Here is a 24,578-nt window from a genome sequence, read left to right as displayed (position 1 = left end):
TTTAAGTCAAACCTTAAATACGGTGTCAAGCCCCCGGGAGAGGGATCATGCGAGACCCTCAGGAACCCTTGGCCGGGTTCTGCTCTACCACCCAGGTGTCGAGCAACTGCTCCGCTTCCTCCTTGGGGATCTCGCCGCGATCCAAGCGGACCTCCATCAGGTAGCGGAGCGCCGCACCGACGACCGGGCCAGGCGGGAGCCCAAGGTGCGTCATCACTTCGTCCCCGTTGAGCGCGGGACGCATCTGCTTGATGTTCTCTTCCTCTGCCAGCCGGCGGATCCGCGCTTCGAACAACGCCATGGCGAGCCGGAGCCGTTTGGCCTTGTTCTCGTTGCGAGTGGTGCAGTCGGCAAGCACCAGGGCGTTCAGCCGCGGCAGCAGCGGGCCCGCGTCGCGCACGTAGCGTCGCACGGCCGAGTCTTTCCATCCCGGCTTCGCGCCGAACAACTTCTGACGAAGCGCCATGGCGTCGCGCACGGTCGCCGCGGTCGCGTCGTCGTAGCCGGCCTTCGCCAACCGCGACGCGACGTCTTCGACGAGCGCGGGAGCGTTGCGATACTCGAGCTCGGCGCGAGCGACGATGCGGCCGATCTCCCGCGCAGCGTCCTCGGGAAAGCCGTGCTCGGAGACCACGCGCATCACCATGTCGCGCCAGTCCGGGCGGTAGGAATGGAAGCGGAGGTGGAGTTCGATCAGCGAACCGACGTCGCGGATCTTCTCGGAAGGGAAGTGGAGCTCGCGCATGCGCTGCTCGGCCATACGCGCACCGACCACCTCGTGATGGTGGAACGAGACGCCGTCCGGTCCGAACCGTCGCGTCGCCGGCTTGCCGATGTCGTGCAGCAGTCCGGCGAGCCGCAGATCGATGTCGGGTTCGCCGTCGATGACGGCAGCCATCAGGTTCTCCATCACGGCGAGCGAATGGCGGTAGACGTCCTTGTGCCGATGGATCGGGTCCTGCTCGAGCCGCAGCGCGGGGAGCTCTGGGAGGAACTCCTCGGCGAGCTCGGTCTCGACGGCGAGGTCGAGACCCTCCGACGGATGCGGCGCCGCGATGATCTTGATGAGTTCGTCGCGGACCCGCTCGCCCGACACGATCTTCAAGCGCTCGTGCTGCGCGCGCATCGCATCCACCAGCTCGGGCGCCGGCGTCACACCGAGCTGCGCGACGAACCGTGCTGCCCGGAGCATCCGGAGCGGGTCGTCGGCCAAGGACTCCTCGGGCGACAGCGGGGTACGCAGCCGGCCGCCATCCAAGTCACCGCGGCCGTCGAATGGATCGATGAAAGAACCTTCCGGGAGCTTCACGGCCATCGCATTGATCGTGAAGTCGCGGCGCGCGAGATCGTCCTCGATGGTGGAGACCCGCGACACTTTCGGGTGCCGCGACGCGGGGTCGTACCGGTCGCCGCGGAAGGTCGTGATCTCGAGCCGGTGCCCATCCTTCATAAGCCCGACCGTGCCGAACTCGATCCCCACGGTCCAGGTGCCTTCCGCCCAGCCGCTCACCGTTTCCAGGACCTCCTCGGGTGAAGCATCGGTGGCGAAGTCGAGGTCGCCGGACAGCGCGTCCTTGACGAGCCCGCGAACCGACCCTCCGACGAGGAACAGCGAACGGCCGGTCCGGCCGAGCTTGTCCGCGAGATCGAGGGCGACGCGCGGTACGGCCGACACGTCGATGGTGGTCACACCTCCAGCATAGCTGGGGGCGTCGTCCCGTCCGGAGGAGTTAGGCGATGCCGCGTTGCTGGAGCGCGAGCGCGAAGTCGTGCGGCGACGTGGCGGCCGCGGAGGCCTCGTCGAGCAGAACCCGTCCGTCTGCGACGAGCGCGATGAGATGCTGGTCGAACGTCTGCATGCCGTAGAAGTCGCCCTCACGGATGATGTCTTCGAGCATGTGCGTCTGGTCGGGGTTGACGATCATGTCGAACACGCGGCCGTTGGCCACCAGCACCTCGACGGCGGGGATCCGGCCGACACCGTCCGAGCGGACGAGCAGGCGCTGGGAGATGATCCCCTTGAGGGTACCCGCGAGCGTGAGTCGCGCCTGCATCTGTTGGTGCGGCGGGAAGAAGTCGATAACGCGGTTCACCGTCTCGGTCGCGTCAAGCGTGTGAAGCGTCGAGATGACCAGATGGCCGGTCTCTGCCGCCGACAGCGCAGCCTTCACCGTCTCGGGGTCGCGCATCTCGCCGATGAAGATCACATCCGGATCCTGGCGCGCAACGTGCTTCAAAGCCGTCGCGAAATCCGTGGTGTCGATCAACACCTCGCGCTGATCTATGATCGCGAGCTTGTCGACGTGAAGCACCTCGATCGGATCCTCGACCGTGACGATGTGACAGCGGCGGTTGGCGTTGATGTGGTTGATCATCGCGGCGGTCGTGGTGGTCTTCCCCGAGCCCGTCATGCCCGTTACGAGGATGAGCCCTCGCCGTTCCTCGCAGAGCGACTCGACGACCGGCGGCAAGCCGAGAGCCTCGAAGCTCGTCGAGCCCGGCAGGACGCGGCGGATCGCGATGCCGACGGCTCCACGCTGCCGGAACGCGTTGATGCGGAACCGCGCGACGCCGGGAAGCGAGTACGCGAAATCGGCCTCGCTGCTTTGCTTGAAGTTCCGGACCTGCTCCTCGGTCATGAGATCGAAAGCCATGCGTTCGACTTCGGGCGCACCGAGCGCGGGCATCTCGAGCGGCTGAAGCTCGCCGTCGATCCGCAGATACGGCGGCCCGCCGGCCCGAACGTGAAGATCCGACGCCAAACGCTCGGCGGCGATCGTCAGCAGCTCGTCGATGTCCATTTTCGTCCCTCGTCGGCGGTGCAACGGGCCGCCGATCACAACCGGTGACCCCGTAGCTCCCGTATGGGATATCTCGACCATCAGCGCTTCGGGCTTTACGGCGTCCTGTTTGGCGGGGTCATCGCTCGGGTAGCAATGGCTTCGCCACCTCAGGGGAGAATCCCGATGCGCGGCTCCATCGAAGTTCATCGTTACCTTACCGAGCGACAGATCCCGCACGAGTTCTATCGCCTCAGACGACCCCTGCGGAACATCGACGAGGTCGCCGCTCTGCTCGACCTGCTCCCATCTCAGGTGGTTACGGCCGAGCTTTTCGAGGGCAAGACCGGGCCCGTGCTCGCCCTGGTTCCGGTGGGGGTCTGCCCATCGGTCGCCAACGTCGCCCGGACATCTCGGGAAACGCGCATCCGCCCGGCGACACCCTCGCGCGTGACCAAGCACACCGGCTTCTTGGCCGGATGGCTGCCGCCCGTCGGACATGAAAGCCCTTCACGCGCGATCGTCGACGCGGCCCTCGCCCAGGCCGGCGTCCTGTACGCAGCCGGAGGCGATCCCGGGGTGATGCTCGTTCTCCGTGCCGACGATCTCATCCGGGCGACGGCAGCGACGGTCGCTCCGCTGGCGGAGACGCTCGACGAGCCGGTCGAGGAGTCGCGTGCGAGTGCAACGAACCTGCTCGCGGGCTGAGCGCGGTCAGTGCGGCGCGCCCCGGCGGGGCGCCGCGATCCACGCCGCCATCACGATCAGGAACGCGCCGAAGATCTTCTGAAGCACGGCCTCGTCCTCGATCAACGCCACGGCGACCAAGCTGCCCAGGACGGCTCCCCCTACGCCGCCCATCGCGAGCAACCCTGCCCACCGGGGGAGGACCAGTCGGTTCCGATGGTGTGCCCGCGCGGCCACGAACGAGGTACCGACGATCGCGAGGAGCGACGTCCCCTCGGCGACGCGCTGAGGCTGATCGAGCAACAGCACCATCGCAGGAACCATGACGATGCCTCCGCCCACCCCGAGCAGTCCGGCATAGCCGCCCGCGACCACGCCGACGGCGACCGCGATCAGCGCTTCGGCCGGGCTCATCGCCGAGCGCTCACACGAGCAACCGGACGCCGGCCACCACGAGCACGACGGCGAACACCAGCATGAGTGGGCGTTCGGGGACCCGCGACATCGCGCGCGCGCCTGCCGGCGCCCCGATGAGCGCGCCGAGGACCATCAGCCCGGCGATCGCGTAGTTCACCTCACCGTGCAGGGCGAAGATGGCGAAGCCGACGATGCCGATCGGGACGATGGCAGCCAGCGACGTCGCGTGGGCCCGGTGCTGGGTAGCACCGAGGACGAGCACGAGGCCGGGGACCATGACGATCCCGCCGCCCACCCCGAGCAGCCCGGACGCAGCTCCTGCGGCGAACCCGATCGCGAGCGCCGCCTGCGTGTGCCGGGAGGCCATATGCCGCGGATGCTAGCATCGAGGTCGTGCTCCGCCCCCGGAACCTCTTCCTCGTCCTTCTCGCGACCGGGGCATCGGTTTTGCCGCCGGTCGCGCTGGCGCAACCCCTCGACGACGTAACGGTGCGCCTTGCATCGTTCGCCCCGTGGACTGCACCGGATCGCCCTCTCGTGGTCGTGCTCGAGGTCACCAATGGGGGGACGACGCCGTTGGAAGAGATCGCGATCCGCCTCACCATCCGCGATCGCGTCCGGAGTCGTTCGGCGCTGCGGGTCGCACTCGACCGGGAGCCGCAAGGCGAGATCCTCGCCCAGACGACAGAGGAGCTGATCGAACCCCTCGCTGCCGGCGGGACCACGACGATCACCATCCAGCGTGACCTCGGCTCGCTCGCGACCGCCTTCTTGCCCGGCCGCGGGGGAAGCGGTGTCTACCCGCTCGCGATCAAGGTGCAGTCGGGCGTGCAGACGCTCGCCGAACGCTCCGGCGCTTTCATTTTCCTTGCCCAGGCACCCGAGAGCCAACTGAACGTCGTCTGGGTGCTCCCCATCCACCGGGCCACCGCGATGGACGAGGGCGGCGCTTACGACAAGGCTCAGCTCGGTCGCGAGCTGCTCGAGGGCGGCGCGGTTCGCGGCACCATCGAGCTCCTCGAGCGGCATCCGAGCGCCGGTCTGACGCTCGCGCCGACGGGTTTGCTCGCGGACCAGCTGGCCGACGTCTCGAACGGGTTCGAGGCGCGACTGGAGAACGGGGAACGCGACCCGGTTCCGGAAACCGATCCGGTCGCGGTTGCGGCGGGAGAACTTCTCGCACGGCTGCGCGTCGCCGTCGCGAGTCCGGCCTTCGAGATCGCGACGGTGCCGTACGCGAGGGCGGACCTCGCCTCATTGGTCGCGGCCGACATGGCGCTCGACGCACGCCAGCAGGTCCTGGCGGGCCGGGAGAGCGTCGGCCGGCATCTGGTGCGGCAGCCGAGCCCGACGTTGTTCACCAACACCAACTACACGGCCGACTCGCGAAGCGCGCGAACCTTCTCGGCGCTCGGCGCCGAGGTCCTCGTCCTCGATCCAGAGGTCTTGCGCGAGATCCCGGAGGGCCGTTTCGGCCACCCGGATCGTCCGGAAGAGGTGCGCTCGTCCGGCCAATCCTTCGACTCGTTGCTCCTCGACGATCCAGTTCGCGACCGACTTCAAACCCAGACGGAGGATCCCGTGCTGACGGCGATGGGCGTGCTCGCCGAGACGGCCGTGTCCTACTTCGAGGTGCCCGGGCTCGCCCCTGCCCGCGCGCTCGTCGTCGCGACCGACACGATGCCATCGCCGGCCGTCAGCGGGCCATTGCTCGACGCCCTTGCTCAGGCCCCCTGGGCCCGGCTGCGCACGGCGACGAGCGTGATCACCGACCCCGCGCTTGCCCCGGCCGGCGAGCCGTTGCGGCTGGACACGATCAAGCCGACCATCCCGGCCCGCCTCGATGCGGCCAAGGGCGCGCGGCCCATGGTCGACATCCTCGAGAAGGTGGTCGAGGCGCCCGACCTCGTCGCAGACCTGAATCGAAGGATCCTGATCGCCGAATCGTCGGACTTCAGGCCCCGCGTCGCGACGGCTTTCGCCCGGGCCGTTCGCGCGACCGCAGAGGCGACCCTCAACGCGATCACGGTTCCTCCCCGGCGTGTGACGCTCACCTCGCGGGGAGGTCGCGTGCCGGTCACCGTCGTGAACGGCACGGGGTACACCATCCGGGTCCGCGTGCGGCTCGACTCCGCGAAGGTGGCCTTCCCCGGAGGCGACATCCGCGAGGTAACGGTCGAGGGGAACCCCGACCGGCAAACGCTGAGCACGGAGACGTTCGAGCTCGAGGCCCGGACCGCGGGCTCGTTCCCGATCGACGTCCGCATCGAGACGGCCGACGGTGAGAGTCAGATCGGCACCGGGCAGCTCCTCGTTCGCTCCACCGCGGTGAGCGCCGTCACGTTCGCCGCGACGGCCGGGGGTGCCCTCTTCCTGCTCGGTGCGTGGGCGCGCCGGGCCTTCATCCGCCGTCCGAAAGCCAAACCGCTCGGCTGATACCATCGGCCGCGATGGCCTTCCCGGGATCCGGGCCCCCCACCGACCCGGCCTCCGACCCCCTCACCGGCGAGATCGATCTGCGCGCGGATGCCGGAGAGGGGTCCGCGCGCGCCCTGACCCGCGCCACCGCCGTGATGAGCGTCGGAACGGCACTCTCGCGCCTGACCGGCTTCCTGCGCCTCGCCGTCATGGCGTGGGCCATCGGCGGTGCCGAGACCAAGCTGCCGGACACGTACAACCTCGCCAACACGATGCCGAACATCGTGTATCAGCTCATCCTCGGCGAGATACTCGCGACGCTCTTCGTCCCGATCTTCGTCCAGCATCTGACGACGCGGGCGAAGGACGAGGCGTGGCGACTCGCGTCTACCATCCTGAACATCGCCGTCGCGGTGGCGGCGGTCATCAGCGCGATCGCCGTCCTTCTCGCGCCATGGATCATCAAGATCTACACGTTCCGCGTGGCGGACACAGACCTGCGCATCCAGCAGGAGCAGGTCGGTGCGTTCCTGTTGCGGCTCCTGCTGCCGCAGATGATCTTCTACGCGGCCGGCGCCGTCCTCACCGGACTGTTGAACGCCCACCGCAAGTTCGCGGTGCCGATGTTCGCTCCCATCCTCAACAACGTGATCGTGATGGCCACGTTCATCGTGTTCCGCTGGAAGCACTCGAGCCAGCGGGTGGACCTGCTCGACCTCACGACCGGCGACAAGCTGCTGCTCGGGATCGGAACGACGCTCGGCGTGATGACGATGACGCTCGTCCTGTGGCCGTTCGTCTTACGCCTCAAGGATCGGGCGTACAGTCCGCGCGAGTTCGACTATCGCAACCCGGCGATCCGTCACGTCGGAAACCTGGCCAAGTACTCGCTCGCATACGTCGTGGTGAACCAGATCGGGTTGTGGGTCGTGTACGCGCTCGCGAACGGCGTGACCGGCGGCGTCACCGCCTTCCAGAGCTCGTTCATCCTGTACCAGCTTCCGTACGGGATCTTCGCCGTGAGCGTGTTCACCGCCCTCGTGCCGACCTTATCGGAGCATCACGTACGCGGAGACCTGGAGGCGTTCCGCCGCGACCTGTCGCTCGGGCTCCGCACGACGATGTTCGTCATCGCGCCGGCGGCCGCCGGCTTCATCGTCCTCTCGCATCCCATCGTCCGGCTGCTGCTCGAGCACGGCGTCTTCGGCGCGGGGTCGACGGAGCTATTCGCCGACACGTTCCTGCTGATGGCGGTGGGCCTCGTGGGCTACGCCGCCTTCCAGCAGCTGATGCGAGCCAGCTACGCACGGCAGGACACGCGTACCCCGTGGATCGTGAACAGCCTCGCGGTCGCGCTCAACATCGCCCTCGCGTTTCCGTTCTACGAGTGGCGCGGCGTGCCGGGCCTCGCGCTCGCACACGCGATCTCGTACATCTTCGCCGCGATCCTGGGAGGAGTCGTGCTTCGCCGGCAGCTCGGCGGGCTCGACGGCGCGAGGATCGGCGCCTCCACGATGAAGATCGTCTTCGCCTCCGCGGTTTCGGCTACGGCCGCATGGCTCGTCGCGAAGGGCGTGGCCGGGACGGCAGACACCGCAGCGCTCGGGGGACAGATCCTTCAGGTCGGAGGAGCCGTAACCGCGGCACTTATACTGTACGGAGCCTTGGCAGCACTCCTTCGCCTCGACGAGTTCCACCCCTTGCTGCGCATTGTCACCGGCCGTTTCTCGCGACGAGAGAGGATCGAGTGATGACCTCAGAACGCGGCGGGATCATCACTGGTTGGCTGCTGAAGCTCGTGATCTCACTTGCCATCTTCGGGCTGGTCGCCTTCGAGGCAGGAGCGATCGTCGTCGCCAAGGTGACGATCGAAGACATCGCCGGCGACGCGGTCGCCGCCGCGGCACACGAGTATTCGACCACGAAGAACCAGGATGGGGCCGAGAAGGCCGCGCGCGATGTCGCCGAGGCGAAGGGAGCGGTCCTCGAGGCGTTCAGCGTCGTCGAGAACGGCAAGGCCGTCGTGGTGACGTTGTCCAAACCCGCGAAGACGCTCTTCGTCCATCGCATCGGCGTCACCGAAGGCTGGGCGGTGGCCCGCTCGACCCGGCGGCGCGGCGTCGCCTGACGTCTGAGATGATCGTCGAGCCCGGCACGATGATCGGCGGCCGCTACCGCGTGCAGCGCCGAGCGTGGGATGGGGTCGCCGGGCCGGCGTGGCTCGCGCTCGACACCATCCTTGACCGGCCGGTCCTGATCCAGACCTTCCCGGAAGCCGCCCGCGAAGCCGTTACGCACGCGGTTGCCGCGGCTGCGACGGTATCCCACGCCGGTCTCGCGCAGATCTACGACGTGAGCGCCGATCCGCCGGGGATCGTCTTCGAACACGCACCCGGGGGACGGCTCGTCGATCGTAAGGACGGCGCCTTGCCGGTCACCGCCGCCGCAGCCGTCACATGTCAGCTCGCCGGCGCGCTCTCCGCGCTCCACGAGCACAACGTCCCACACGGCGCCGTCGGCCCCGAAACCATCATGTTCGACGAAGAGGGTCGCGCCAAGCTCACTGGGACGGCCGTTGCCTCCGCACTCGGCGACCAGGCTTCCGAGGGGTACCGGCATAACGGCGAAGCGACCGACGAGGAACGCGACCGCTACGCGCTCGCCGCCATCGCGTACCGCCTCTTCACCGGTCGCGAGCCGGGGCCCGACGCACCTCCCGCGCGAACCGCGCGCCGCTCCATCCCGCCGGAAGTGGACTCGCTCCTCGCCCGAGGCCTGGCGCGCGACCGGTCGGTCCGGCCGAGCCTCGCGGAGTTCACGCGGGTTCTCAGGCCACTCACCTCGATCGAGCCGGTCGAGCGCGGCCCGGGATTCGTCCGTCAGGAGGCGCGCTGGCTGGTCCCTGCGCTGTTCCTCGTCGGGCTCGGAGTCGCCGCCGTGATCTTCCTCGTCCAAACCAAGGCGATCCAGATCGGCGGCGATGGGGACGGAACCGCCTCCCCACCTCCCTCGCGTGCGGCCTATCAGGCGACCGCGGACGACTTCGACCCGCCGCCGGGCAACGGCGAGGAGCACCCGAAGCAAACCGGCTTCGTCCTCGACGGCAAGGACACGTTCTGGTCCACGGTCGGGTACAGCGGCCCGAACCTCGACGGGAGGAAGAAGGGCGTCGGCCTCCTGTTCGACCTGGGACAGGCCCGCTCGGTTGCTCGGATCGAGATCGACACCCCCTTCCCGGGGTGGAAGGCGGAATGGCGGGTGGCCGACACGAAAGGCGCCCAGGCACAGGACTTCCGAGTCGTCGAAGACTTCACGGCGACCGGCGATCCCGTCGTCATCAACGGGAACCCGACCGCTCGCTACTGGCTGTTGTGGATCACCGAGCTCGTCGAGATCGGAGCGGACGATGAATACCCCTTCGGAGCTCACGTCTCCGAGATCCGCTTCCTGCCTCCGGTCTAAGTACCCCCACGCCCTGGGTATAGTCTCGCCGCGATGAAAGCCCGGGTGGCGACCGACGCCGATCTCGAGCGGTACAACACATTCGTGGCGTCCTCTCCGCTCGCCGACGTCCTGCAGGCGTGGGAGTGGGGCGAGGTGAAGCGACGCTCGGGTTGGGCGCCACGCCGGTTCATCGTCGAGGACGGCGATCGCACGCTCGCCGTCGCGCAGGTCCTCGGACGCCGGCCCATCAAGGGGGCGCCTCTCTTGCTCTACGCGCCGCGCGGCCCGGTGTTCGACGCAGCAAGCGCCGACGCGCTCGAGGCGCTCGTGCGCACGATCCGCGACCAAGCGGGCGGCGCGTTCGTCTTGAAATGCGATCCGTCGATCGAGTCGGGGTCGGCTGAGGCGAAGACACTCGAACGCGCCGGTTTCGTGACGTCGAACGAAGCCGGGTTCGGCGGCGTGCAGCCGAAGGCGGTGATGGTCCTGGACCTCGAGCCGACGCCGGACGAGCTGCTCGCCGGTTTCCGTTCGAAGTGGCGATACAACGTGCGCGTCGCGGAGCGGAAGGGCGTCGAGGTCGCGCGGGTCGGCCGTGGCGAGCTGCCCGCCTTCTACGATCTCCTCGTCTCGACGGCCAAGCGTGACGGCTTCCTGATCCGCGGCCGTTGGTACTTCGAGACGCTGTTCGATTGCCTTGAGCCCGCGGGGCTCATCGCCATGTTCCTCGCCCGCTTCGAGGGACGGCCGGTCGCCGGCGCCCTCTGCATGGGCTTCGGCCCGCGCCTCACCTACGTCTACGGCGCGTCCTCCAATGAGCATCGCAACGTGATGCCGAACCATCTCATGCAGTGGCACATGATCCGGTGGGCCCGCGAGCAGGGCTACAAGATCTACGATTTCCGCGGCGTGTCGCCGATCAGAGACGGCAAGCCCGCCGAGGAGCACCTCGCCGGCCTCAACCGCTTCAAGGAAGGGTTCGGCGCGCGCTACGTCGAGTACGCCGGCACGTTCGACCTGCCGCTCCGCCCCGTCGTGTACCGGGCGTGGCGGTTGGGCGCGCCCCTCGCGATCGAGACCCTGAAGCGGATCCGCCGCGGACGCGCCGCCGAAGCGGCAGACTGAGCCCGATGGAAGGGCTCGGTTCGGGCAGGACCTCGTGGGTGGAGATCTCGCGCGGCGCGCTCCAGGCCAACTTCGACGCCGTCCGGAAGCTCGCCGGCACCGCGGTATGTGCCGTCGTCAAGGCGAATGCCTACGGGTGCGGCCTCGTCGAGTGCGCGAGCCTGTTCCATCGCGCCGGCGCGCGCATGGTCGCGGTGACGCGGTTCGAGGAAGCGCGGATGCTGCGCGACGCGGGTGTCGCAGCCGACATCCTTGCGCTGGCCCCACCCCCGCGTGACGCATTGCGGCAAGCGATCGCCATGAACTGCGCGCTCGCGCTCGCCGACGGCTCCGACGTGGAACCGTACGCCGAGGCCGCGAAGGCCGCCGGACGACCGGCGCGGATCCACATGAAGATCGACACCGGCATGGGCCGCCTCGGGATCAGGCCGGAGCACGCCCCGGCGATCGCTTCACGGGTTGCCGGCTCCGACGACCTCTCGCTCGAGGGGATCTGGACCCACTTCGCAGACGCTGCGGGTCAGTCCGGACGGATGCAACTCGACCGATTCCTAGCCGTGCGGGCGGCGCTCGGCAATTACGCGCCGCGCGCGATCATGCATGCCGCGAACTCCGCCGGAACGATCACCTTGCCGGCGGCGCGGCTCGACATGGTCCGGGTGGGGACGCTGCTGTACGGCCAGGATCCGGCCGGCGCCGACGCCCCCTTCGCGCTGAAAGATCCTTTCGCATGGCACGCTACGGCGGTGTCGGTGCGTGAGCTTCCCGCCGGAGCGACGGTCGGGTACGGGGGTGAGTGGCGAGCGAAGGCTCCCACGCGAGTGGCGACGCTCGCGATCGGCTACGCGGATGGCTTCGGCCTCGAGCCCGCCGCTCGCTCCGAGTCGATGACCGAAGCCGCTCGGCTCGGCGGCCGGGTCGCTGCGGTTGCGCTCGGACGCAGGCCGTCGCCTCGATTCGTGTGGTTCGGCGACCGCAAGGCGCCGGTCGTGGGACGTATCGCGATGCAGGAAGTGACCGTCGACGTGGAGGGGATCGCCGGCGTGCGGCCGGGCTCGGTCGCGCGTCTGCCGGCACGGCGACTGCTCGTTTCGTCCGGCATCGAGCGCGTGTACATCCCGTGACCGACCCCGACGATCAGGAACTGCTCGACCGGGCTCGCAACGGCGACCCCGCCGCTTTCGACACCATCGTCGATCGATTCGAGCGCCGCGTATTCGCGGTCGCCCTCCGGGTCGTTCGCCATCACGAGGACGCGCGGGACGTGACTCAGGAGGTCTTCGTCACGGCGCTGCGCGCGCTCAAAGGCTTCCGAGGCGACGCGCAGCTTTCCACGTGGTTCCACCGCGTCGCCGTGAACGCTTCACTTGATCTCGTTCGGAAGCGCCGGCGGCGCGACCACTCGAGCATGGACGAGCTGGCCGAGCACGCCTCATCGGAGGCGGGCCCGGAGGCCGAGGCGATCGAGTCGATCCGCGCGCGCGAGGTGCATCGGGCGCTCGGCCTGATCCCACCCGACCAGCGAGCCCTGATCGTCCTGCACGACCTCCAAGGCCTGGACTACGCGGAGTGCGCCGCAGCGCTCGAGATACCGCTCGGAACGGTCAAAAGCCGCCTCCACCGTGCTCGATCGGCCTTGGCGCGCCAGCTCGGGCACCTGCGAGAGGCGGAACCCAGCGGCGATCCCGGCCCTCTAAGGTAGGAATGACGATGAACTCACACGACGAGCTCGACTTGCTCTCCCCCTATCTGGACGGGGAGCTCGACGCGTCCGACCGCGCGCGCCTCGACGTGCACATGGCGTCCTGCGCGGAGTGCCGCGCGACGCTGCTCGGGCTGCAAGCCACCCTCGCCGATCTCCGGACGCTTCCGGAACCGATCCCGACGCCCCAGGATTCCTGGGCGCTCAGGGCTGCGATCCGCAGAGCACGCTCGCCGATGCGGAAGTGGCAGCGTGTCTCCTGGGCGGCCGGAGCGGTGGCGGCCGCCGCGATCGTGTTCGCAGCGGTCACTTTGCCCGGCAGCAACCCGGCACGGGACCTAACAGCCGGCGCCCTCCAAGGCGAAAGCGCATCGAACGTCCCGATCTACCAGTCGGGTCAGAACCTGAGCGCGATCGACGCGCAGGGGCGGCTGCTCGAGCTCGTGGGGATCACCGGCCGCTCGGCGGGAACGCCGGCGGCGGCCGCAGCCCCCCTGGGAGCCGGAGGCGGATCCACCGAGAACCAAGTCACGAGTGACACGGCGAGAGTGGTTACCCCTGGGGTTACGGCCTTCTCTTTGTACGCGGCACCGGCCGACGACCGCGCGGCGATCGATCGTTGCGTGAGCGTCGTGCGCGGCTCGACCCAGGAGTTCCTCGAACCGATCCGCTACGAGATCGCGACGTTCGAGAGCAAGCCGTCGTACCTTCTCTTCTTCCGCTCGAGCGCTCGGTACGAGCTCTGGGTCGTCGCTCGCGGCGACTGCACCGTGCTGTACTTCGGGCAAGCCTGACCCGAGTACCGCGCCGGTCGCCGGGCCAACGCTCGGGCCAACGCTCGGGCCAACGCTCGGGAAGGACCGGCGAACCCCCTGCGTTACAATCCCTGCCACTTCGATCCGTGAAAGGACCCTTGGATTGGCGGAGAAAGTCGTCGTCGTCGGCTCGGGCCCGGCAGGACTGACCGCGGCCCTCTACACGGCGCGCGCGAACCTCGAGCCACTGATCATCGAGGGTGCCGCCCCGATGGGTCAGCTCATGCTGACCACCGAAGTCGAGAACTACCCGGGGTTCCCCGACGGCATCCTTGGCCCAGAGCTGATGGAGAAGTTCCGCGCCCAGGCGGGGCGGTTCGGCGCGAAGTTCGTGACCGCCGATGCCACCATGGTCGATCTTTCGAAGCGGCCGTTCGTCGTGGAGGTCGGCGAGGCGACCTACGAGGCGCAGGCCCTCATCATCTCGACCGGTGCGACCGCGAGGATGCTGGACATCCCCGGCGAGCGCGAGTACCTCGGTCGCGGCGTCTCAACCTGCGCGACGTGTGACGGATTCTTCTTCCGCGGCGTTCCGCTGGTGGTCGTGGGCGGCGGTGACAGTGCGATGGAGGAAGCCAACTTCCTCACCAAGTTCGCCTCGAACGTGACCATCGTCCATCGCCGCGACGCGCTGCGCGCCTCGAAGATCATGCAAGACCGCGCGCACGCCAACGACAAGATCGACTTCATCTGGGACACCACCGTCGACGAGGTCGAAGGCGCCGACGGGCGCGTGACCAACCTCCGCCTGCGCAACGTCAAGACCGATGAGACATCCAACCTCGAGGTCGGCGGGATGTTCGTCGCGATCGGCCACGATCCCAACACCGGGCTCTTCAAAGGCCAGCTCGAGCTGCAAGATAACGGCTACATCAAGGTGCAGCACCCCGGAACGGCGACGAGCGTGGACGGCGTGTTCGCCGCCGGCGACGTCGTCGACCACATCTACCGCCAGGCGATAACCGCGGCGGGGATGGGCTGCTCGGCTGCGATCGACGTCGAGCGCTGGCTCGAGGCCCGGGGCCACTAACGCCCGGGCGTCTTTTCCTCGGCCGCGACGCGGCGCCGTTCGATCGGATACTTCCCGGCCAGCCAATCGTTGACGGCGAGCGCGGCGATCACGTTGAGGATCGCAGCCCCGAAGGTGATCAGCGCCCCCTCCGCGCCGCCGATCGTTACTTCTTTGTCTGGGTCTCCCCCCACGGCGATCGCGAGGAACAGCACCTGGACCGCGAATTGGATGACGATCCCGGCGGTGACGGCGGCGATCCAGCGCAGGTAGCGGGGCATGACGGCCAGAGTCTACGATGCGAAACACCGGGACGCGCGGGGAGGCCAGGCGATGAAGATCGAGCGGATAGACGCGTGGATCTGTCACTTCCCGCTTCCGGCTCCCTTCTCCCCGTCGTGGGTGCCCGGCCTCGCGAGCCAGAACAACTCGTGCGTCGTCTATCGCCTCGTCACCGATGAGGGCCTCGACGGGATCGCCGGCTGGATCGCGTTCGCCGACGAAGCGCGCGGCCCCGTCAACCTCATGCGCGCCTTCTTGATCGGGCGTGACCCGACGCGCCCGCAAGAGCTGCGGCCGCTGCTCGAGACTGCGGTGCGCGTGCTCGGTCAGCGCGTGTGGTTCGTCGAAACGGCGATCTACGACCTCGCCGCCAAGGCAGCAGGCATGCCCCTGTACCGCTATCTCGGAGGCGCGCGTGATCGCGTCCCGGCGTACGCGTCGTTCGGCGAGCTCCGCGACCCGCGCCGGCGCGCCGAGGACGCGCTCGCGGCCATCGAGCGCGGTTTCAAGGCCATCAAGCTCCGTCCGCGGCATCCGACGTTCCGCGAGGACGTGAAGGAAGTGCGCACCGTCCGGGAGGCCGCCGGAGACGACCTCGTTATCGCCGCGGATGCGAACCAGGGGTGGCGCGTCGACACGTTCGCGCCGGAGAACCCCGTCCGCTGGGATTTCAAGCGCGCGATGGAGACCGCTCGGGCGTACGAGGAGTTCCACGTCGCGTGGCTCGAGGAGCCGCTCGATCAGTTCGACTTCGAGGGATACCGGCGCCTGCGCGACACGACGACGACCCCGATCGCCGGCGGAGAGCTGTCGGGCGACGTGTGGCCGCTGCGCGAGATGATCGAGCGGCGCGCGGTGGACATCGTCCAGCCGGACGCGACCTTCACCGGAGGGATCACCGGAGCCCTGCAGATCGCGTCCATGGCGGCTCAGTTCGGGCTGGGGTTCGCGCCGCACACCTGGTCCAACGGCCTGGGGCTCGCCGCGAACATGCACGTGCTCGCCGCGACGCAGGGAACCTGGCTCGAATACCCCTACGATCCGCCGGGCTGGGTGCCCGGGGCACGCGACGCCATGCTCACGTCCCCGATCGCGGTCGATCCCGACGGCATGGTGACGATGCCCTCGGCGCCGGGCCTCGGCGTGGAGCTCGACCTCGCGCGGGTCCAGGCCCATGGAGTGCCGATCTAGCAGGGGGAATACACGTCGGCATCGAGGCGTTTCAGCGCATGTAGCACGTTGATAGACTCAGCGCGCGGCGCTTCCGGGCGCCGCCTCGCTTACGGAGGTGTTCATGGCAGGTCCGACGATCCAGGTGACCGATTCCGATTTCGAGGAAAAGGTCCTCGGAAGCTCCACGCCCGTTCTGGTCGATTTCTGGGCGGAGTGGTGCGGTCCCTGTCACATGGTCGCCCCGGTCCTCGAGGAGATCGCAAGCGAGAAGCAAGGCGCTCTGACCATCGCCAAGCTCGACATCGACGAGAACCCGGACACCGCTCGCCGCTTCGGGATCCTCTCGATCCCGTCGATGGTGCTGTTCGTGGACGGCGTCGAGAAACGACGGCTCGTCGGGGCGCGCGGCAAGCAGCAGATCCTCGGCGACCTCGCCGAGTTCCTGTCTTAGGCTCCCGCCCCAGGATCGGGCGGGGGTCCGGTACGACCCCATGCTGATCCGTCCCGGCACGCGCTCCTCCGCGGTTCGCGATGTTCAACGTCGTCTGCTCGCGCTCGATCTTCCGATCGCGGCGGTCGAGCTCGACGGCACGTTCGGACCCTCGACCGAGGGAGCCGTCCGTGACTTCCAGGAGCTCCGCGGCCTGGCGATCGACGGGCTCGTCGGGGAAGCCACCTGGCGAGAGCTCGTCGAAGCATCCTGGAGCCTCGGCGACCGAACCCTTTATCTTCGCGCGCCGGCCCTGCGCGGCGACGACGTCCGCGCGCTTCAAGAACGGCTCGGCGCGCTCGGCTTCGATGTCGGCCGGGTGGACGGCATCTTCGGAGCACGCACCGCGCGAGCGGTTCGCGAATTCCAGGCCAACTACGGCGTCCCTTCCGATGCGATCGTCGGTCGCTCGACGCTTCGAGCACTTGCCGGACTGCCGGCGACCGGCCGCTCGACCTCCGCGGCTCCGCTGCGCGAGCGCGAGCAGCTCCGTCGCTTCGGGCCGGGTATCGCCGGGCTCCATCTCGTGGTCGACGCGGGGCACGGCGCCGAGGACGCCGGACACGTCGGGCCCGGCGGCCTGCTCGAGGCGGAGGTCGGTTTCGCGATCGCCCAGCGACTCGAGTCGGTGCTTACCGCCGCCGGCGTGATCGTCTACCAGACGCGCGACGCAAGCTCCGGCCCGACCGAATCACAGCGCGCGACGCTGGCGAACGCGCTCGACGCCGACGCGATCCTTTCGATCCACGCGGGAGGCTCGCGCGACCCGCACCGTCGCGGCGCGTCGTGCTTCTACTTCGGGCACGACCGGTTCCGGTCCGAAGCCGGAGCGCGGTTGGCGGAGTGCATCCAAGAGGAGCTGCTCGGCCTCGATATCCCCGACGCGGGCGCACACGCGAAACAGTTCCCGATCTTGCGTGAAACTCGGATGCCGGCCTTGCAGATCGAGCCCGCTCATATCACCAACCCAGACGACGAGAAGCTCCTCGTCGACGTCGGGTTCCAGCGCAGAGCCGCGGAGGCGATCGCCGCGGGGCTGCGAGCGTTCGCGCGGCGACCGGTCGCGATCTAGCGCTGGACGGATCGCGCGGCGCCCGGTGCCGGCGTCGGGATCTTCACCGAGCGCAGGAACTCCTCCACCGCTTCCGCCGCGCTCGACGTGAGCTTCCCGAGGGATCGCACGTCGATCCGCATGAGCGGGAAGCGCACGTGATCGCGCCGGACCCTGAAACCGACGCTCTCGCAGAACGCAGCAGGGAGCATGCAGTCGGGCCCGGCCCAGGTGCGGTCGGCGAAACACTCCAGCGCGCGTTTCCCGCGCTCTTTCGCGTCCTTCAGCACGGCTTGGACGAGCGCTTTGCCGACCCCTCGCCCCCACGCCTCAGGGAGGACGAACGCCGTAGCCAGGAACCACGCATCCTTCGAAACACGCGCCGGGAAGGACTCAGATCGCGGGAACTCGCTCGGCGGCCCGGCGAGCGCGTAGCCGACGAGCTGTCCGTCGATGTACGCCACCTTGCCCGCCGACCCGTGGTGGAGACAGACCGTCGAGCACCAAACCTCTTTCTCGAACTCGGGATCGGCCTCGACGGCGATGGCGCGATCCAACGGCGATAGCTCCCAGAAGACGCATCCCCGGCAGCGATTCGGGAGCTCGTGAAGGCTTCCCAGATCGAGGTCGGCGATCCGGCGTCCGATCCCCATAAGGACGTCTTAGGCGGCCCGCCGGGATCCGCCGCGACGGCCCATCAATCCGATCAACGCGCCGAGCGCGATCCCGAGGAGCACACCGAGAATCGCCCGGCGAATCTCCGACGAATCTGCCACGGGCACTGGTTCCCCCTATCGCGGCGGCCCGGCCGCGAGCGCCTTGCGGATCCCGCGTGTCGCTTGCTTGATGCGATGCTCGTTCTCGACAAGGGCGAAACGCACGTAAGTGTCGCCGGCTCGGCCGAAGCCGACGCCCGGCGAAACCGCAACCTTCCCCTCCGACAAGAGGTACTTGGCGAATTCGAGCGACCGCATCGACGCGAACTCCTCGGGGATCTTCGCCCAGACGAACATGGTCGCCTGCGGCGGCGGAACCTCCCATCCGGCGCGCGCGAGTCCCTCGATGAGCACGTCCCGGCGAGAACGGTACACGTCGCAGTAGACCTTCGTCTCGTCCTCGCACTCGTTCAGCGCGATGATCGATGCGATCGCGATCGGCTGGAAGACGCCGTAGTCGAGGTAGGACTTCAACCGGGTGAGCGCGCCGATCATCTCCGGGTTCCCGAGCGCGAACGCGATCCGCCAGCCGGCCATCGAGAACGACTTCGACAGGGAGAAGATCTCGACGCCGACGTCTTTCGCGCCGGGCGTCGCGAGGAAGCTCGGGGGCTTGTAGCCGTCGAACGCGATGTCCGCGTAGGCGAAGTCGTGCACGACCATGAGGTCGCGCTCCTTCGCGAACGCGACGAGCCGTTCGAAGAATCCGGCATCGACGCACGTGGTCGTCGGATTGTGCGGGAAGCTGGTCAGGACCATGCGCGGGCGCGGCCACGTGCGTTCGTATCCCTCGAGCAGGTTCGCGAAGAAGTCCTCTTCGGGGCCGAGCGGAACGGCGTGCACGTCGGCGCCGGCGAGCGCAAGCGAGAACGTGTGGATCGGATACGTCGGCTCGGGGACCAGACAGGTATCACCCGGCTGGACCAGCGCCCACGCGAGGTGCGAGATACCTTCCTTCGCGCCGATCGTCTGCACCACTTCGCCGTCCGGGTCGAGCGTCACACCGAACCGGCGCTCGTACCAGTCGCTCATCGCCTTCCGCAGCTTCGGCAGGCCTTTGCTCGACGAGTAGCGGTGATTCTTGGGGTTCTGCGCCGCCTCGACGAGCTTGTCGACCACCTGGTGCGGCGACCCGAGATCCGGGTTCCCCATCCCGAGATCGATGATGTCCTCGCCGGCTCGGCGAGCCGCTGCCTTCAAGTCGTTCACGACGTTGAAGACGTACGGCGGCAACCGATCGATCCGGCGGAACTCCACGGGATCCTCCTAACGTCTCGTCAGGCGTCGTCGCGTGCGATCACACGCCATATCCGGTCGAGGTCGGAGAGGTCGGCGAACTCGATGGTGAGCCGTCCGCGGCGACGTCCGAGCGCGACGTTCACACGCGTCTCCAGCATATCGGAAAGGCGTTTCTCGACTTCCAATATCCCCGGCGGGCGGTTCACGCGTGAGCTCGCAGCACGCGTCTTCAGGCCGGCACCGCCCTCGACGAGCCGGCGGACGAGATCTTCCGTTTGCCGGACGCTGAGGTTCTGCGCGACGACCCGCTGCGCTGCGCCTTCCTGGTGCTCGTGATCTGCGAGGCCGGCGAGCGCTCGCCCGTGCGCTGCGCTCAGCGTCCCTCCGGCGATCCGGACCTGCACCGTCGCTGAGAGTCCGAGCAGGCGAAGCGCGTTCGTTATCGCGGCGCGGCTTCGGCCCACTCGCTCGGCGAGCTCCTCATGGGTGAGCCCGATGTCGTCGAGCAGCTGGCGGTACGCGGCCGCCTCCTCCAGCGGATTCAGGTCCTCGCGGTGAAGATTCTCGATGAGCGCGTCTCGCAGGAGCTCTCCGTCGCCGGTCTCACGGACGATCGCCGGGATGCGCTGCAGACCGGCACGGCGGGCCGCCCGCCACCGCCGCTCCCCGACCACCAGCTCGAATCCCCCGCCGTCGCGAGACCGCACGATGACCGGCTGCAGTACGCCGACCGCTCGGATCGACGCGGCGAGCGTGTCGAGCGCCTCGTCGTCGAACTCTGATCGCGGCTGTCGAGGGTTCGGCGCGATATCGTCGAGCGCAACCTCACGCAGCGATGTCGAAGGAGTTTGAAGCAACGCGCTCAGCCCGCGCCCGAGGCCGCCGCGCGGACGCGTGTCGTATCCGTCGCTTGCGTTCATGGTCGATCCTCCTCGCGCATCGGTGAGCCGGCCGGCGAACCATCGGGTGCATTCCCCTCCGGAGCCGCCGGAGTTCCGACCTTGCCTTCCGTGCTCCATCGGGTGATGAACTCGCGCGCCAGATCCCGATAGGCGACGGCGCCGCGCGTCGCCGGGTCGTAGCGCGTGATCGGCCGTCCGAACCCCGGCGCTTCCGAAAGCCGGACGCTCCGTGGGATGACCGTCTTGAACACCGCGTCGCCGAAATGACGGCGAACCTCCGCGACGACTTGCTCGGCGAGCCGCGTGCGCGCATCGAACATCGTGAGGACGACACCGGCGATGCGCAGCGCCGGGTTGAGGCCGTCGCGCACGAGGTCGATCGTCCGCAGCAGTTGCCCGAGGCCCTCCAGCGCGTAGTACTCGCATTGCACGGGCACGACGATCGCGTCGGCTGCGACGAGCGCGTTGATCGTCAGCAGGCCGAGTGAGGGCGGCGAGTCGATGAGGATGGCGTCGTACCGGTCGCGCAAACCGGAGAGGCAGCCGCGAAGCTTGGACTCGCGCGCGAACGCGGCAACGAGTTCGATCTCCGCTCCCGCAAGATCGATCGTCGACGGCAGCACGGAGAGACGCTCGATGGGAGTCTCGATGATTCCTTCGGCCGGATCCAACCCGCCGAGCACTTCGTAGGTTCCGACCTTAACGGCGCGACGGTCGACGCCGACACCCGTGCTCGCGTTCCCCTGCGGGTCGAGATCGACGAGCAATGTCCGGATGCCTTCGTCGGCCAGGCACGCCGCGAGGTTCACTGCCGTCGTGGTCTTCCCGACCCCGCCCTTTTGGTTCGTGAACGCAAAGATGCCGTGAAAACTGGCAGATACTGGTGAAGAAGCGGCCTGGGTCTGCCGCTCGATATGGTAGAGACTGCCAGGAAGTGGAGTCATACCTCGCGGCTCATCATAAAGAGCACGCCCGGCGAGTCAACGTCGCCGAGACGCTCGAGCGTGACGGCCGTCGCTCCCGCCGGGACGGCCTCGTGAGGGCCGGCGGCGACGATCACTCGGCCACCCACCTTTACCAGCGTAATCATGCTGCGGAGGGCGAGAGAAGGAGCCTGAAAAGCTCGGGCGACCCCGATATCGAAGGCGCCCGACACATCCTCGAGGCGCCGGGCCACGACCTCCACGTTCGCGAGACCGAGGCCGGCCAACTGCAGCTCGAGGAATCCGGCCCGCCGTTCGCTCGGTTCGATCAGCGTGAACCTCGTTTCCGGATAGCAGCAGGCAAGGACCAGACCTGGGAACCCCGCCCCAGACCCGACGTCCACCCAGGTTTCCCCCGGGATCGGTGGGCGCGCCAGAGCGAAGAGCAGCGAGTCCGCCGTATGGCGAGCAACCATCGAGCCTCGATCCCCAGGCGCAACCAAACCAAGCCGGTCCGACGCGCCGGCCACAGCAGCGGCATGAGCCATCAGGGGAGAGGCAAAGTTGAGGGGAAGGCCGAGTCGCTGAAGCAACGCGCCAAGCACGCCCCGATCACGGGCAATGTTTCTCGTGAAACTCATGTGTCCTTGGGAAGCATCCTAACGCCGGGACACCGATGGGCCGGTTTGGTGGGGTCGAACGCAGCCCAGGTCTCGAGCGATTGCGTTAGGCAGGGCTGATGACGACGTGCCGTTCCTGCCCCTCGCCATCACTACTGGTGCGCACTCCGCGGAAATCCGCCAGGCTGTCATGGACGATCTTCCGCTCGTACGCCGACATCGGCTCGAGCTCCTGCGGTCGACCCGACTTCCGAACCCGCGCTGCCAGCGACCGGGCCTTCCGCTCGACGATCACGCGCCGTCGCGCCCGATATCCCTCGATATCGAGGTTCACCCAGGCGCGCTGGCCGACCCGACGTTGAACGGCCGCGCGGGTGACCTCCTGCAGCGCCTCGAGCGTTGAGCCGCGGCGTCCGATGAGCAGGCCAAGCTCATTTCCGGTGAGCTCGAGAAGTGCCGCGTGGGACGTGAGCGACGTCGAGACATCGGCATCGAGATCCATCGCTTCGATGAGCCCGTGCAAGAACTCTTCGGCTGCCTGTGCTTGGTCTTCGAGCTCTTCGGCCGCCAGAGGGGACTCTGTCGCAACAGGCGGCTCGAACGCCGTCTCCGACTCGCGGGCAAGCGCCAGGTCCTCCTCGGTGCGCTCGTCGCGCAAGCGCACCCTGACCTTGGCCTCACCGCGTTCGAAGCCGGCGCCTTCCTCTGACAGGATCTGGACTTCGACCTCGTCGTCTGTCGCGCCGAGCATCTCGAGCGCTCGGTCGATCGCTTCCTCGACCGAGCGGCCGGAGGCAACGACCCCTTCGCTCATCGCTTGGGTTTGGGCTTGGGTTTGGGCTTCGGCTTGGGCTTCGGCTTGGAGGGCTTCCCCTTGTCGTCGTCGCCGGCGCTCGGCGGGGAGGGTTGACCGATCATCTGCCTGCTCAGGAAGAACTGCTGCTGCCCGATCGTCCAGATGTTAGAGATCACCCAGTAGATCAACACCCCGGTCGGCATGCTCAGAGAGATGAAGCCGAGGAAGACGGGCATGATGCGGCCCATCATCTGCATCTGTTTGGCCTGCGGGCCGGTCGCCTGACGAGACATCTGTTTCTGCTGGTAGTAGGTGGTCCCGATCATCAGGGCGACGAGCGCGAAGTACGCGACCAGGCTTGCGCCACCCGCGGCATCCTCAGCGGCCGTGCACTGGCGGATGGTGGTCCTGCTCGTTGCTTGAGTTGGTGAGCAGGCGAGGTGCATCCCTAAGAACGTGGCCTCGTCCCTTACGAGCGCGTCGCCCAAGGAATCCGGTTTGAACTCCCCGGTCTGCGCTCTCGGTAAGTGACCCGTGCCGACCGGCGACTGACAACGGAAGCCGAAGGCGTCCTGGCCGTCGATGAGAACGTCTCCCGGCTTACAGAGGGTCACGAAGGCCGGCAACCCACCTCCGGTTCCGGCTCGGCCGTCGATCACTTCGATCTCTTCCTGCTCGACCGTCTTGCCGTCGCTGCTCGTGATCTCGCACATCAAGGTGGTGGACGCAGCGGACCGTTCGAGCGGCCGACAGATCGAGGTCTTCTCCGGGAACTCCTCGGGAGTCGCGGCGTTCACCGCGACCGCCGGCACGGGGACCGCCGCGCGGAGCACGGAGTACAGCGCGATGAAAACCGGCGCCTGCATCAGGAGAGGGAAGCACCCACCGAGTGGGTTGACGCCGTGCTCTTTGTAGAGCTTCATCAATTCTTCGTTCATCTTTTGCCGGTCGCCCTTGTGCTTCTGCTGGAGCCGCTTGAGCTCCGGCTGAATCTTCTGCATCGCGCTCATCGACCGGATCTGCTTCACCGTCAGAGGGATCAGCACGACGCGAACCAAAATGGTGAGGATGATGATCGCGACCCCGTACGAAGGGATGACGTCGTAGATCGCCGACAGTACGGAGCCGAGGAACCGGAGGATCGCGCCCCAGGCCTCAGCCACGAGCGGCCCCCTCAACCGAGCCCCGAGCCTTCACGGGGTCGAGCCCGCCCCGGTTCCACGGACCGCAGCGCACGACCCGCCAGCCGGCGGCCATCCCGCCGCGGATGAGCCCGTTCTCGCGCAGCGACCCGACGGCGTACTCTGAGCACGAGGGATGGAACCGACAGCGCTGCGGCATCATCCGCGCGAGCGAGAGCTGATACAGCCGGATGATGCCTATCACGAGCAGAGCAGGGACCCTGATCAGCTGCTTCACCGACAGCCCCCGGCCTGTGCAAGTGCGCGGCGAATGCTATCTACCATATCCTGGAAGTCCACCCGCGTGGCTGCCGCTGAGGCGACCAGCACGACATCGGATCCCGGGCGAACCTCATCCTGCACCGCGCGAACGGCCTCCCGGAGACGGCGTTTGGCTCGGTTGCGACTCACGGATCCACCGAGACCGCGCACCGCCGTCACTCCGATCCGAGCCGGCCCCGATCCGTTCGTGGGACGCACATGCGCTACGACGGCCCCAATCGATGCTCGCTTGCCTTCGGAGTAGGTACGGCGGAAGTCGGCGGGCGACGTGAGCCTTCCGATCTTTCCCATCGATGCTCGAGCGCGGGCCAGGCGCCTACACGGTGAGCCGCGTGCGCTGCTTGCGGCGTCGGCGGGCGAGCACCGCGCGGCCTGCGCGCGTGCGCATGCGAGCGCGAAACCCGTGGGTGCGCTTGCGGCGTCGCCGATGCGGCTGGTAGGTGCGCTTCATGGTTGTGAGAAGTCGCCGAAGTCTACGCGTCTGCTCGGAACACCGTCAACAAAGGCGCGATTTCCGGTCGTGGAC

Annotated in this window: 27 protein-coding genes; 13 read left to right on the top strand and 14 right to left on the bottom strand. The window is 68.0% G+C overall.

The window, feature by feature from the left end:
• Positions 1-58: 58 nt before the first annotated feature.
• Positions 59-1,681: an HDIG domain-containing metalloprotein gene (locus WEB06_16850; GenBank protein ID MEX2557285.1), complete on the bottom strand. Its 1,623-nt coding sequence runs from the start codon at positions 1,679-1,681 to the stop codon at positions 59-61.
• A gap of 49 nt (positions 1,682-1,730) precedes the next feature.
• Positions 1,731-2,801 carry a type IV pilus twitching motility protein PilT gene (locus tag WEB06_16845; protein ID MEX2557284.1) on the bottom strand — a complete coding sequence of 357 codons (1,071 nt, stop codon included), beginning with the start codon at positions 2,799-2,801 and terminating at the stop codon, positions 1,731-1,733.
• A gap of 165 nt (positions 2,802-2,966) precedes the next feature.
• On the opposite strand from WEB06_16845, the gene WEB06_16840 reads away from it, so the two are divergent.
• Positions 2,967-3,488, top strand: a complete 522-nt coding sequence (locus WEB06_16840) for a YbaK/EbsC family protein (GenBank protein MEX2557283.1) — start codon at positions 2,967-2,969, stop codon at positions 3,486-3,488.
• A gap of 6 nt (positions 3,489-3,494) precedes the next feature.
• Here the strand turns inward: WEB06_16840 and WEB06_16835 are convergent, their stop codons facing one another.
• On the bottom strand, positions 3,495-3,881 hold the full coding sequence (locus tag WEB06_16835) for a sulfite exporter TauE/SafE family protein (protein ID MEX2557282.1): 387 nt from the start codon (positions 3,879-3,881) through the stop codon (positions 3,495-3,497).
• A gap of 10 nt (positions 3,882-3,891) precedes the next feature.
• On the bottom strand, positions 3,892-4,251 hold the full coding sequence (locus WEB06_16830) for a sulfite exporter TauE/SafE family protein (protein ID MEX2557281.1): 360 nt from the start codon (positions 4,249-4,251) through the stop codon (positions 3,892-3,894).
• A gap of 26 nt (positions 4,252-4,277) precedes the next feature.
• On the opposite strand from WEB06_16830, the gene WEB06_16825 reads away from it, so the two are divergent.
• The 9 genes from WEB06_16825 to trxB all read left to right on the top strand — a co-directional run bounded on the left by WEB06_16825 (position 4,278) and on the right by trxB (position 14,418).
• The gene (locus tag WEB06_16825) at positions 4,278-6,320 is read left to right on the top strand and encodes a DUF6049 family protein (protein MEX2557280.1); all 2,043 of its coding nucleotides are present in this window, start codon (positions 4,278-4,280) and stop codon (positions 6,318-6,320) included.
• A gap of 14 nt (positions 6,321-6,334) precedes the next feature.
• On the top strand, positions 6,335-8,053 hold the full coding sequence (murJ, locus tag WEB06_16820) for a murein biosynthesis integral membrane protein MurJ (protein ID MEX2557279.1): 1,719 nt from the start codon (positions 6,335-6,337) through the stop codon (positions 8,051-8,053).
• Complete coding sequence (locus tag WEB06_16815; GenBank protein ID MEX2557278.1) at positions 8,053-8,430, top strand: hypothetical protein; 378 nt, start codon at positions 8,053-8,055, stop codon at positions 8,428-8,430. Before murJ ends, WEB06_16815 begins: the two co-directional genes overlap by 1 nt.
• An 8-nt stretch (positions 8,431-8,438) precedes the next feature.
• Positions 8,439-9,764, top strand: coding sequence for a hypothetical protein (locus tag WEB06_16810; GenBank protein ID MEX2557277.1), 1,326 nt, complete (start codon positions 8,439-8,441; stop codon positions 9,762-9,764).
• Between the two features lie 33 nt (positions 9,765-9,797).
• On the top strand, positions 9,798-10,871 hold the full coding sequence (locus WEB06_16805) for a peptidoglycan bridge formation glycyltransferase FemA/FemB family protein (protein ID MEX2557276.1): 1,074 nt from the start codon (positions 9,798-9,800) through the stop codon (positions 10,869-10,871).
• 5 nt (positions 10,872-10,876) lie between these two features.
• Entirely contained in the window at positions 10,877-11,995 is a 1,119-nt protein-coding gene (alr, locus tag WEB06_16800) for an alanine racemase (protein ID MEX2557275.1), read from the top strand.
• Positions 11,992-12,573, top strand: coding sequence for a sigma-70 family RNA polymerase sigma factor (locus tag WEB06_16795; protein ID MEX2557274.1), 582 nt, complete (start codon positions 11,992-11,994; stop codon positions 12,571-12,573). Before alr ends, WEB06_16795 begins: the two co-directional genes overlap by 4 nt.
• Before the next feature lie 8 nt (positions 12,574-12,581).
• A complete protein-coding gene (locus WEB06_16790; protein MEX2557273.1) occupies positions 12,582-13,367 on the top strand; it encodes a zf-HC2 domain-containing protein in 786 nt (261 codons plus the stop codon).
• A 124-nt stretch (positions 13,368-13,491) separates the two neighbouring features.
• A complete protein-coding gene (gene trxB / locus WEB06_16785; protein MEX2557272.1) occupies positions 13,492-14,418 on the top strand; it encodes a thioredoxin-disulfide reductase in 927 nt (308 codons plus the stop codon).
• Here the strand turns inward: trxB and WEB06_16780 are convergent.
• A complete protein-coding gene (locus tag WEB06_16780) occupies positions 14,415-14,678 on the bottom strand; it encodes a hypothetical protein (GenBank protein MEX2557271.1) in 264 nt (87 codons plus the stop codon). The two genes, trxB and WEB06_16780, sit on opposite strands and share 4 nt — an antisense overlap.
• 52 nt (positions 14,679-14,730) lie before the next feature.
• Between WEB06_16780 and WEB06_16775 the strand changes: the two genes are divergently transcribed.
• From WEB06_16775 to WEB06_16765, 3 genes are all read left to right on the top strand, one after another.
• Positions 14,731-15,870: a mandelate racemase/muconate lactonizing enzyme family protein gene (locus tag WEB06_16775; GenBank protein MEX2557270.1), complete on the top strand. Its 1,140-nt coding sequence runs from the start codon at positions 14,731-14,733 to the stop codon at positions 15,868-15,870.
• A gap of 103 nt (positions 15,871-15,973) precedes the next feature.
• Positions 15,974-16,303 carry a thioredoxin gene (trxA, locus tag WEB06_16770; GenBank protein ID MEX2557269.1) on the top strand — a complete coding sequence of 110 codons (330 nt, stop codon included), beginning with the start codon at positions 15,974-15,976 and terminating at the stop codon, positions 16,301-16,303.
• 40 nt (positions 16,304-16,343) lie between these two features.
• Positions 16,344-17,414 carry an N-acetylmuramoyl-L-alanine amidase gene (locus WEB06_16765; protein MEX2557268.1) on the top strand — a complete coding sequence of 357 codons (1,071 nt, stop codon included), beginning with the start codon at positions 16,344-16,346 and terminating at the stop codon, positions 17,412-17,414.
• Here the strand turns inward: WEB06_16765 and WEB06_16760 are convergent.
• The 9 genes from WEB06_16760 to rpmH form a co-directional block, all read right to left on the bottom strand.
• The gene (locus tag WEB06_16760) at positions 17,411-18,046 is read right to left on the bottom strand and encodes a GNAT family N-acetyltransferase (protein ID MEX2557267.1); all 636 of its coding nucleotides are present in this window, start codon (positions 18,044-18,046) and stop codon (positions 17,411-17,413) included. The two genes, WEB06_16765 and WEB06_16760, sit on opposite strands and share 4 nt — an antisense overlap.
• 138 nt (positions 18,047-18,184) lie before the next feature.
• Entirely contained in the window at positions 18,185-19,366 is a 1,182-nt protein-coding gene (locus tag WEB06_16755) for an aminotransferase class I/II-fold pyridoxal phosphate-dependent enzyme (protein MEX2557266.1), read from the bottom strand.
• Between the two features lie 20 nt (positions 19,367-19,386).
• Positions 19,387-20,268 (bottom strand): ParB/RepB/Spo0J family partition protein, encoded by an 882-nt coding sequence (locus WEB06_16750; protein ID MEX2557265.1) that lies wholly within the window; start codon positions 20,266-20,268, stop codon positions 19,387-19,389.
• Complete coding sequence (locus WEB06_16745; protein ID MEX2557264.1) at positions 20,265-21,194, bottom strand: ParA family protein; 930 nt, start codon at positions 21,192-21,194, stop codon at positions 20,265-20,267. Before WEB06_16745 ends, WEB06_16750 begins: the two co-directional genes overlap by 4 nt.
• Positions 21,191-21,721: an RsmG family class I SAM-dependent methyltransferase gene (locus tag WEB06_16740; protein MEX2557263.1), complete on the bottom strand. Its 531-nt coding sequence runs from the start codon at positions 21,719-21,721 to the stop codon at positions 21,191-21,193. Before WEB06_16740 ends, WEB06_16745 begins: the two co-directional genes overlap by 4 nt.
• Before the next feature lie 178 nt (positions 21,722-21,899).
• Positions 21,900-22,607: an RNA-binding cell elongation regulator Jag/EloR gene (gene jag, locus WEB06_16735; protein MEX2557262.1), complete on the bottom strand. Its 708-nt coding sequence runs from the start codon at positions 22,605-22,607 to the stop codon at positions 21,900-21,902.
• Positions 22,604-23,752: a YidC/Oxa1 family membrane protein insertase gene (locus tag WEB06_16730; protein MEX2557261.1), complete on the bottom strand. Its 1,149-nt coding sequence runs from the start codon at positions 23,750-23,752 to the stop codon at positions 22,604-22,606. Before WEB06_16730 ends, jag begins: the two co-directional genes overlap by 4 nt.
• On the bottom strand, positions 23,745-24,008 hold the full coding sequence (yidD, locus tag WEB06_16725) for a membrane protein insertion efficiency factor YidD (GenBank protein ID MEX2557260.1): 264 nt from the start codon (positions 24,006-24,008) through the stop codon (positions 23,745-23,747). The genes WEB06_16730 and yidD overlap by 8 nt, the downstream gene beginning before the upstream one ends.
• Positions 24,009-24,368: 360 nt before the next feature.
• Complete coding sequence (rpmH, locus tag WEB06_16720) at positions 24,369-24,503, bottom strand: 50S ribosomal protein L34 (GenBank protein ID MEX2557259.1); 135 nt, start codon at positions 24,501-24,503, stop codon at positions 24,369-24,371.
• Positions 24,504-24,578 lie beyond the last annotated feature (75 nt).

The sequence above is a fragment of the Actinomycetota bacterium genome, from assembly GCA_040905475.1.
In the GTDB taxonomy this organism is placed as follows: Bacteria; Actinomycetota; AC-67; order AC-67; family AC-67; genus DATFGK01.
Note: the sequence above shows the minus strand (reverse complement) of the source record. Positions and strands in the feature narration are given on the sequence as shown.

What these genes read in the sequence shown, in the direction of transcription:
- WEB06_16740 (MEX2557263.1), bottom strand. Translation starts at nt 21,721, where the DNA reads ATGGCTCATGCCGCTGCTGTGGCCGGCGCGTCGGACCGGCTTGGTTTG.
- WEB06_16815 (MEX2557278.1), top strand. Translation starts at nt 8,053, where the DNA reads ATGACCTCAGAACGCGGCGGGATCATCACTGGTTGGCTGCTGAAGCTC.
- WEB06_16760 (MEX2557267.1), bottom strand. Translation starts at nt 18,046, where the DNA reads ATGGGGATCGGACGCCGGATCGCCGACCTCGATCTGGGAAGCCTTCAC.
- WEB06_16810 (MEX2557277.1), top strand. Translation starts at nt 8,439, where the DNA reads ATGATCGTCGAGCCCGGCACGATGATCGGCGGCCGCTACCGCGTGCAG.
- WEB06_16840 (MEX2557283.1), top strand. Translation starts at nt 2,967, where the DNA reads ATGCGCGGCTCCATCGAAGTTCATCGTTACCTTACCGAGCGACAGATC.
- WEB06_16745 (MEX2557264.1), bottom strand. Translation starts at nt 21,194, where the DNA reads ATGACTCCACTTCCTGGCAGTCTCTACCATATCGAGCGGCAGACCCAG.
- alr (MEX2557275.1), top strand. Translation starts at nt 10,877, where the DNA reads ATGGAAGGGCTCGGTTCGGGCAGGACCTCGTGGGTGGAGATCTCGCGC.
- WEB06_16750 (MEX2557265.1), bottom strand. Translation starts at nt 20,268, where the DNA reads ATGAACGCAAGCGACGGATACGACACGCGTCCGCGCGGCGGCCTCGGG.
- WEB06_16805 (MEX2557276.1), top strand. Translation starts at nt 9,798, where the DNA reads ATGAAAGCCCGGGTGGCGACCGACGCCGATCTCGAGCGGTACAACACA.
- rpmH (MEX2557259.1), bottom strand. Translation starts at nt 24,503, where the DNA reads ATGAAGCGCACCTACCAGCCGCATCGGCGACGCCGCAAGCGCACCCAC.
- WEB06_16790 (MEX2557273.1), top strand. Translation starts at nt 12,582, where the DNA reads ATGAACTCACACGACGAGCTCGACTTGCTCTCCCCCTATCTGGACGGG.
- jag (MEX2557262.1), bottom strand. Translation starts at nt 22,607, where the DNA reads ATGAGCGAAGGGGTCGTTGCCTCCGGCCGCTCGGTCGAGGAAGCGATC.
- murJ (MEX2557279.1), top strand. Translation starts at nt 6,335, where the DNA reads ATGGCCTTCCCGGGATCCGGGCCCCCCACCGACCCGGCCTCCGACCCC.
- WEB06_16780 (MEX2557271.1), bottom strand. Translation starts at nt 14,678, where the DNA reads ATGCCCCGCTACCTGCGCTGGATCGCCGCCGTCACCGCCGGGATCGTC.
- WEB06_16845 (MEX2557284.1), bottom strand. Translation starts at nt 2,801, where the DNA reads ATGGACATCGACGAGCTGCTGACGATCGCCGCCGAGCGTTTGGCGTCG.
- WEB06_16830 (MEX2557281.1), bottom strand. Translation starts at nt 4,251, where the DNA reads ATGGCCTCCCGGCACACGCAGGCGGCGCTCGCGATCGGGTTCGCCGCA.
- trxA (MEX2557269.1), top strand. Translation starts at nt 15,974, where the DNA reads ATGGCAGGTCCGACGATCCAGGTGACCGATTCCGATTTCGAGGAAAAG.
- WEB06_16775 (MEX2557270.1), top strand. Translation starts at nt 14,731, where the DNA reads ATGAAGATCGAGCGGATAGACGCGTGGATCTGTCACTTCCCGCTTCCG.
- WEB06_16835 (MEX2557282.1), bottom strand. Translation starts at nt 3,881, where the DNA reads ATGAGCCCGGCCGAAGCGCTGATCGCGGTCGCCGTCGGCGTGGTCGCG.
- WEB06_16765 (MEX2557268.1), top strand. Translation starts at nt 16,344, where the DNA reads ATGCTGATCCGTCCCGGCACGCGCTCCTCCGCGGTTCGCGATGTTCAA.